The organism is Sulfurovum sp. (genome assembly GCF_041551015.1).
Taxonomy (GTDB): Bacteria; Campylobacterota; Campylobacteria; order Campylobacterales; family Sulfurovaceae; genus Sulfurovum.
Map to the genome: position 1 here is coordinate 1 of NZ_JBFENQ010000100.1, position 6,837 is coordinate 6,837.

The 6,837-nt window shown below is 35.8% G+C and carries 7 protein-coding genes; 2 read left to right on the plus strand and 5 right to left on the minus strand.

Annotated features, from left to right (window positions below; genetic code table 11):
• Positions 1 to 87 precede the first annotated feature (87 nt).
• The 5 genes from ABZC96_RS07220 to ABZC96_RS07240 form a co-directional block, all read right to left on the minus strand.
• Positions 88 to 723: a protein-L-isoaspartate(D-aspartate) O-methyltransferase gene (locus ABZC96_RS07220; RefSeq protein ID WP_373030108.1), complete on the minus strand. Its 636-nt coding sequence runs from the start codon at positions 721 to 723 to the stop codon at positions 88 to 90.
• Positions 724 to 806: 83 nt separating this feature from the next.
• Positions 807 to 1,538 (minus strand): carbon-nitrogen hydrolase family protein, encoded by a 732-nt coding sequence (locus ABZC96_RS07225; RefSeq protein ID WP_373030109.1) that lies wholly within the window; start codon positions 1,536 to 1,538, stop codon positions 807 to 809.
• Between the two features lie 8 nt (positions 1,539 to 1,546).
• A complete protein-coding gene (locus ABZC96_RS07230; protein ID WP_373030110.1) occupies positions 1,547 to 2,566 on the minus strand; it encodes a ribonucleotide-diphosphate reductase subunit beta in 1,020 nt (339 codons plus the stop codon).
• A gap of 289 nt (positions 2,567 to 2,855) precedes the next feature.
• Positions 2,856 to 3,125 (minus strand): hypothetical protein, encoded by a 270-nt coding sequence (locus ABZC96_RS07235; protein WP_373030112.1) that lies wholly within the window; start codon positions 3,123 to 3,125, stop codon positions 2,856 to 2,858.
• Between the two features lie 679 nt (positions 3,126 to 3,804).
• Positions 3,805 to 4,116: a pyrimidine/purine nucleoside phosphorylase gene (locus tag ABZC96_RS07240; protein ID WP_373030114.1), complete on the minus strand. Its 312-nt coding sequence runs from the start codon at positions 4,114 to 4,116 to the stop codon at positions 3,805 to 3,807.
• A 97-nt stretch (positions 4,117 to 4,213) separates the two neighbouring features.
• Between ABZC96_RS07240 and ABZC96_RS07245 the strand changes: the two genes are divergently transcribed.
• Together ABZC96_RS07245 and ABZC96_RS07250 are read left to right on the plus strand one after the other, a co-directional pair.
• The gene (locus ABZC96_RS07245) at positions 4,214 to 5,326 is read left to right on the plus strand and encodes a glycosyltransferase (RefSeq protein WP_373030116.1); all 1,113 of its coding nucleotides are present in this window, start codon (positions 4,214 to 4,216) and stop codon (positions 5,324 to 5,326) included.
• Between the two features lie 21 nt (positions 5,327 to 5,347).
• Positions 5,348 to 6,697, plus strand: coding sequence for an FAD-dependent oxidoreductase (locus ABZC96_RS07250; RefSeq protein ID WP_373030118.1), 1,350 nt, complete (start codon positions 5,348 to 5,350; stop codon positions 6,695 to 6,697).
• Positions 6,698 to 6,837 lie beyond the last annotated feature (140 nt).

A 6,837-nucleotide genomic window follows, 5' to 3' on the forward strand; every position in this document is an offset into this window, starting at 1 on the left:
ATCTAAACAGATATTTTGAGTTTAAATTTATTTGTTAAGAGATTTGTATAGTGTTAGAAATTTATAAATGCAATAAAAACTATTAATTTATTTTTGTGTACCGTCTAGTACTGGAACAAACAGGCACTGCTCTATCGTTTCAGATGTGATACGGCCATTTTTCTTATAATAACGTGTGATGATATGATAATTTTCAGCCTCTTCTACAGGTGCAACCAATATACCGCCTTCAGCCAATTGTTCAAAAAGTACTTCGGGTATCTCTTTGGCCGTTGCTGAAAATAAGATACGTTCAAAAGGAGCATACTGCTTCCATCCTCTTTGCCCGTCATCAAAACGTGTAATAATGTTATTTATTTCAAGTTCAGAAAAACGGCTTTTCGCTTCCTTCAGAAGTTCATCTATACGTTCTATGGTAAATACACGACGACAGATCTTGCTGAGTATCGCTGCTTGATATCCGCTTCCACAGCCTACTTCAAGTACAGAGTCAACGCCTTCAAGCTCTAAGTGTTGTGTCATTTTAGCGACAGTTAAAGGAGAAGATATCCACTGGCTTGCTGCTAAGGGGAGAGCATCAAGTTGGTAAGAAAGATGTTTAAACTGTGAAGGGACAAAGGATTCTCTATCAACAGCCAACAATGCCTCTCTGACATGCTCATCCAATGCAAAATGTTTCTCGATCTCTACAACAAGATTCTGTCGCTGTCTCGCTTTTATCATAAATTAAAGTCCCTCATCCCAAATAATGCAGAAATTCTATCTAAAATCTAGTTAAAAAGGCTTTTGAGCTTATTTATCTTCCTCTAGTCCATCACTATATAGCGACGCATTTTCTTAATTTCTCGAAAGTCTATACTTCCCTCTACTACTTCTAATTCATCATTCATAGTCACTTCTCCTGCAGGAGAGATGATACAGGATGAACTTGCCATGTCTTCATCACAAGAGTTTGAGACGACAACATAACATTGGTTCATCACTGCAAGCGCCCGGGAAAGTACTTCCAAGTGTGTTTTACGCAGCTTGCCCCATCTCGAAGGGACAAATACTATATCCGCACCCTCTACCTGTTCCCATAACTCTTTAAAACGCAACTCAAAACAGATAAGTATGGCATATTTTACCCCGTCTATCTCAAAAGGTTTGATCTTCTTTTTTTTCCCTGCTTGAAAATAGAGATCTTCATCCCCAAGTTTAAAGAGTTTTACCTTCTCTTGTCGATGCACTATTTTATGCTTATGAATAACCACTGCCTGATTGACAAAATTATCACCCTCTTCAAGAATAAGTGTAAATACTACTATCTGTTCATCTACCTCTTTTTTCAGTGTTTTGAGGGCATTGGCTGAGAATTTTGCAGCCGTTGCCATATGCTCATAATCAAATGCGGTTAAAAATACTTCCGGTGCCACGACAATATGATTGTCTTGATGTTCTTTCAGATGAAAAAGAAGGGTATCCAGGTTCTCCTGATATCTTTTGTGAGAGGGAAGCTGTAACGTCACAACTTCCATTGCTTTAGGCATGCTTAACATGTGAAGACCTAAAAGTCATCCAGGTCCAGACTTCCTTTGGAATAGTTCGTTACATTCCCTTCAAAGAAGTTTGTTTTTTGATCATTGAATTGCGAGAAATTGTCTACCCACTTGATAGGGTGTTCTACATTGTATATTTTTTCAAGTCCTACGGCATGCAGTCTTTTATCTGCAAGGTGCTGGATATACTGTTCAATGATATCATCTGTAAGTCCAAGTATTTGTCCTTGGGTAATATATGCCCCCCATTCAGACTCAAGCTTCACTGCAGATCTAAACATTTCATACACTTCATCGATAAGCTCTTTGGTAAAAAGCTCTGGTCTCTCTTTCTTCGTAGAGTTGATCATGTTTTGGAACAAAAGCAGGTGCGTCACTTCATCTCTTTGAATGAAACGTATCATCTGTGCTGTTCCAAGCATTTTATCTGAGCGTGCAAGGGTATAGAGGTAAGCAAACCCACTGTAAAAGTAGATACCCTCAAGAATTTGATTGGCGAACATTGCTTTTACGATGTTTGTGTCTGTAGGATTATTTGAAAGCTCTTCATACACTTTAGCGATAGCATCATTTTTGCTCTTGAGCATCATATCTCTTCTCCAAAGCTCATAAATCTCTTTTGAGTTTGTCGAGATACTATCTACCATAACGGCATAACTCTGAGAGTGTAATGCCTCTTCAAATGCCTGTCTTACCAGGATAAGATTTACTTCCGGAGAAGTGATGAAAGGGTTCAGATTATCGATGATGTTATTGGTTTGAAGAGAGTCCATAAAAATAAGTTGCGCAAGTACTTTATCATACGCGGACTTCTCTGCATCAGTAAGATGTTTATAGTCATTGACATCACGTGTCATATCCACTTCTTTAGGGAACCAAGTATTGTTTAACATCATCTCCCATAGATTATAGGCCCATTGGTATTTAATATCATTTAGCTCAAATATGCCGGTAGGATCTCCACCAAATATCTTACGTTCACTTGTTTTTTCTTCAGAGTCAGGGTTATATATTCTTTTTCGTTCCATCTGTACACCTTGATAGTTTTTTCATCTATTATTTTAAAACATTATACACATTTTGGCTGATTATTTAGTTAGAAAAAGTCCATGAATTATTTAGAAAAAGACAAACTAAAATTACTACTTGAGATCGTAGCAGAGATGACATGTTCGAACATTATAATATAATCATTTCAAAACGAATGCATGGACAGAGGAGCCTAAGTAATGTATCGTAGGATAGCACCTTATGCTAAGCATAGTGATGATATCCATGTATCATTAAATAGGAGGTAAAGCACTTATGTATATGTGTTTATTCTTCCCATTTATGTTTATGAGGGTATCTCTCTGTTGAAAAATACTCTTGATCATAGTCTTCATCATCATCATAGTATTCATCTTCAGTATCTGCCCAACCAAAAAACTCATTGGTAAAAACCTTATCGTATCCCATCTCAACAAGCATATCATCAAGTTTTGAATAATCTGTACCTTTTCTTTTGCAGTAGCTCATGAGCGTTTGCATATCCTCTTCATCAACCCCATTTACTTTCAAAGCAAATTCAATTTCTTGAAAGGTCATCCCCTTCTCTCCTATTTTAAAATCGCTGCTCTATCAGCAGCTTATATGGAAGTTTTATTTTTTTCCATATTTAGAATTATATTTCAAAATCTAAGATTTTAAGCTAAAAAAAATCTTAATTTATCTAAAAAATTATTGGCAATTTTTTGCTCCTGTTAGGAGAAGCATTAACGCACTAAAGAAATAAAAATACTGATGTGATTTTTTAAACCATTTGACTGAATGATCTGAAAGAAAGAGTAGTAATAAAGGTAACTCTTCGTAGGAAATATATTTGAAAAGAGTTATGCATCCATATGGGAGACAAAGATGCAAAAAAGTGAAAAGCTACCTAGAAAGCATGAAGTATCAAAAAGGGATAAGAGTCCTTCATGACTTTCATGCTAGCAGTATAGTTTCAGAGTATGAAGTAAGTGTGAATTCTACCTGGCCATCTCTGCAAAAGTAAATCATTTTTATCTATGCCCTGTTATTTTTGATAGATTCAAATTTTTAGGAGAAGGCAACTTCTGTACATTCTGGACTGTTTTAAAGGAGGTCACCCACATACGAAAATGCGGATGCCGTATAAAATAAAAAGTTGCCTAGAAAACCATAGAGATCTAAAAAGGGAGGGGGAGGAGGAATCTCCATGGTTTCTGTATTATTATAGTTCTTTTATGTGTACTAATCGTGAAATCTACAGATAAGAGCAGCAATAATCCGTAATACTTGAAACTTTTACCTGGAATTTACTGTTTGCAGGCACATCAAAAGACTCTCCATCTTTAATACTTATCCATGTATCACTCCCTGGTAATTTTACTTCCAGTTCTCCTGATGTGATTTCCATTAGCTCAGCGGCTGCAGTACCAAACTCATACTCACCAGGTAGCATAAAGCCTAAAGTTTTTTTACTCCCATCTGCGAAATTCACTGTACGGCTCGTTACTGCACCATCAAAATAGCTATTTCCTGCCAATTCTATACTAACATTTTCAAAACTTTTCATCAAAATATCCTTTTTTGGAGGGGATTATAGCGAAATCATAATGTTTATTGTATAGTATGATACAAAAAAATGTCATTTTATAGTGTAAGGTATTTGTATGAAAAAATTATTATATATAACGGACCAAGATGAATATATGGATCATAGTTTCATGGCTCCTTTGTTTGAAAAGTACTTAAATCAATATTTAACTGTTGATATTGTCTTTTTTACAGAATTTAAATCGGATTTTGAACGAAAAAATGCGCATAGATTTACCATGCCTACAAGATATAAAGATGTACTTCTTGATGAACTCAACAGAAATGATGTAGCTATTGAAAGCTATGCGTATGTGATGGTTAGAAATGATATAGACATCATGAAACTTGTCTTAGCTGAGAAAGATAAATACCAATATAAAACCGTATTTAGACTCTCTAGCCCAAAGAGAAGAGTAAAGATCAGATGTTGTATCGCTGAGGGAGGAAACACCCTTTTGGATAAAGTAACAGATAAGTTTAAAACCTTCAGTGAAACAAAGGTCATAAACATGTGTGATGCATTTTTACCTACTTCTGAAAGTATGCATAAAGTATTTTTTCCTAATGTAACGACTAAAACAATCATCTGTCCTCCGGGTATAGACCCAAATATGCTTCATCCAAACATACAGCATAAAGGAGAAGAAAAAAGATTCTTTTATGCAGGAACTTTAGACAAGGTAAGAGAATTTGAAACCGTATTGGAAGCTTTTTCTAAAGTAGAAAGTGATAGCTGGAAACTAAGCATTTCAACCAGAGATCCTCAGTATGCACTTGACATGATAAAACAATATAAAAACATTGAGCGCAATATTGAAATACATAATGCGAAAACTAGAGATGAACTACTTGATCTCATCGCCAAAGCAGATATAGGTGTGGCTCTTTTACCGGACTATCCTGTTTACAATACGTCCACCCCTGTAAAAATATTTGACTATTATACCTCTGCAATACCTTGTATCATGACAAATTCTGGCCACACCAATAAAATCTTTACTGATTGTCATGATGCCTGGTTTTCTAAATTTGAACGTGATGACATCAAAGAAAAACTCGAATATATCATCTCTCTAAGTAAAGAGGCTATTGCAGAAGTGGGAGTTAAGGGTCAAAAAAGATTATTGGACATAAGAAATTATGAAAAAATCGCTGAAGATATAGCGATACAATTAGAAGCACTTTAAAACAACATGGAGTATCAAACAGTGAAAAATAAACATTATGATGTTTTAATCGTCGGAGGCGGGATCTCAGGGGCAGCGCTCTTTTATGAATTAGCAAAATACACAAACGTTAAATCTATATGCCTGCTTGAAAAATATGAAGCCCTGTCAACCCTTAACTCTAAAGGGACAAGTAACTCTCAAACTATCCATGTAGGAGATATAGAGACAAACTATACACTCGAAAAAGCAAAGATCACTAAAAGAACTGCAAAAATGATAGAGAAATTTTGTTTGCAGTATGGGCTAGAAGATAAAATCATGTTTAAACATCAAAAAATGGCTCTTGGTGTAGGAGAAAAAGAAGTTCATTTTATCGAAAACAGATACCATGAATTTAAAGAACTGTTCCCTTATCTTGAACTTTGGGATACAGAGAAGCTAAAAGAACTTGAACCAAAACTTGTCTATGCAGACAAAGAACAAACAAAAGTACGTCCAGAGCCTATACTCGCTATGGGAACATCAACCCAATATACTACCGTTGACTTTGGTAAGATGTCTGAAGCCTTGGTTTCTCAGGCACAAAAGGCATCTGATGCGACCACAGACATTTTTTTCCATTCACAGGTTGAGCAGATTGAAGAGCTGGAAGATAAAACTTTTCGCGTTACAACTACAAAAGATGAAACATATACTGCGGATTTTGTTGTGGTAGATGCCGGAGCACACTCACTCTTCTTAGCCCATCAGATGGGCTATGGGCATCATATGGGTTGCTTGCCTATGGCAGGCAGTTTTTACATGACTGATGGACATTTTCTCAATGGTAAAGTCTATATGGTACAAAACAACAAACTCCCTTTTGCAGCACTTCATGGAGACCCCGATATATTAGCCCAAGGAAAAACAAGGTTTGGACCAACAGCACTCGTGCTACCAAAACTTGAAAGATTTAAGCCGGGCACTTATTTGGATTTTTTTAAGACGTTGAAGTTCGATTCAAAAATAGTAAAAATATTTTGGGATCTACTTAAAGACAGCGATATCAGAAACTATATATTCAAAAACTTTTTATTTGAAGTGCCGCTTATCAATAAAAAATTATTTGTACAGGATGCCAGGAAGATCGTACCTTCACTCAGTGTAGATGACATAGAGTATGCAAAAGGATTCGGAGGAGTCAGACCACAAGTTTTAGACAAAGAAAAAGAAAAGCTTATGCTGGGAGAGGCTTCCATCAATCCGGGAAATGGTTTAATTTTCAATATGACGCCAAGCCCAGGTGCAACTTCATGTTTGGGCAATGCAGAAAGAGATCTAAAAGTGATAGTTGATTTTCTTGACTTAACCTATGACGAAGCACAATTCATGAAAGATTTGACAGAGTAGAAAACTACACATAAATTCTACATTACCATTCTATACTGAGATTATCAGATCTCGTTATCATACAGAAGGATGGTTAATATGAAAAAAAATACAGTAACAATAACTAACAACAACACAGAGGAAAGCTACGAATACAACAT